This window comes from Falsiruegeria mediterranea M17, assembly GCF_900302455.1.
GTDB classification, from domain to species: domain Bacteria; phylum Pseudomonadota; class Alphaproteobacteria; order Rhodobacterales; family Rhodobacteraceae; genus Falsiruegeria; species Falsiruegeria mediterranea.
On record NZ_ONZG01000043.1, the window covers coordinates 1 to 1,048 of the forward strand.

Sequence of the window (1,048 nt, forward strand, 5' to 3'; positions counted from 1 at the left end):
GCCTTCATGAACCTGTCTCTGATGACGACGGGATCCATTGTTATGACGGGCATTTTTGCGTTGCCGCTTTCGCATTTGCTGACGATCACGGTCATCTTGCCACCGTCCAGCGCCGCCTGCAGCACGGCTCCAGTCTCTTCGGCCCGGCATTCGACCACGTTCTCGCAGCCCGCCGCGCGCGCCATCGCCGTCAACGAGGTTTTCATCCCCGCATAGGTCGGCTGATCCCCGGTCGAGCCATAAGACCCGTTGTCGATGATCAGCAGCACATAGTTGTCCGCCACGTTGTTGGCGATCGTCGGCAAGGTGCCGAGGTTGGTCAGAACCGAGCCATCCCCATCGATCACCACAACCGGTTTCGGCTGCGCCAGCGCCAGGCCCAGACCAATCGAGGACGCAAGCCCCATCGTTCCCAGCATGTAGAAATTGCTGGGCTGATCGTCGATGGCATGCAGTTCCTGGCTGGGAATGCCGATGTTGCAGACCACAAGCTGCTCGCGCAGGATAGGGGCGATCTCTTTAAGAATTTCTGAACGGATCATTGGTCGCCATAGCCTCCCCAGAAGTTGGCGTCGGTCAGGATCGCCACGGGCTTGTTGCTCATGAAGGTGTATTTCAGGATATTGTCCAGCTCTTCGACGTCTTTTTGCCAATGAAAATGGTAGGTTGGGATGTTCAGCTGCGCCAAAAGCGCCTTGGTGTGAACCGCCATTTCGACCTGGCAGGCGACCGGTTCGCGCAGCTCTCCGCGATAGGAAATCAACATCGGCAGCGGCATGCGATAGTACTGAATCAAGGTTGCCAAAGTGTTGATCGTGACGCCGATGGCCGTGTTCTGCATGATGATGGCGGGGCGTTTTCCCCCCATCCAGGCGCCGGCACACAGGCCCATCCCCTCGTCTTCCTTGTTCGAGGGCACGTGCTGGATCTCGGGGCGTTTGTCGACCTCGTCGATCACCCCGGCCAGTTGTTTACACGGAACGGTCGTCACGAATTCGATCCCGTTCGAGATCAGATCATCCGTGATCCTCTTGTCTATGGTCATTGG

At 57.8% G+C, this 1,048-nt stretch carries 2 protein-coding genes; both read right to left on the bottom strand.

Features of this window, described 5'->3' with window-relative positions:
• Positions 1-542: sulfopyruvate decarboxylase subunit beta (gene comE, locus TRM7615_RS25255; RefSeq protein ID WP_108792740.1), on the bottom strand; the 542-nt coding region annotated here is incomplete at its 3' end.
• Positions 539-1,045 carry a sulfopyruvate decarboxylase subunit alpha gene (gene comD, locus TRM7615_RS25260; RefSeq protein WP_108792741.1) on the bottom strand — a complete coding sequence of 169 codons (507 nt, stop codon included), beginning with the start codon at positions 1,043-1,045 and terminating at the stop codon, positions 539-541. The genes comD and comE, both read right to left, overlap by 4 nt.
• Positions 1,046-1,048 lie beyond the last annotated feature (3 nt).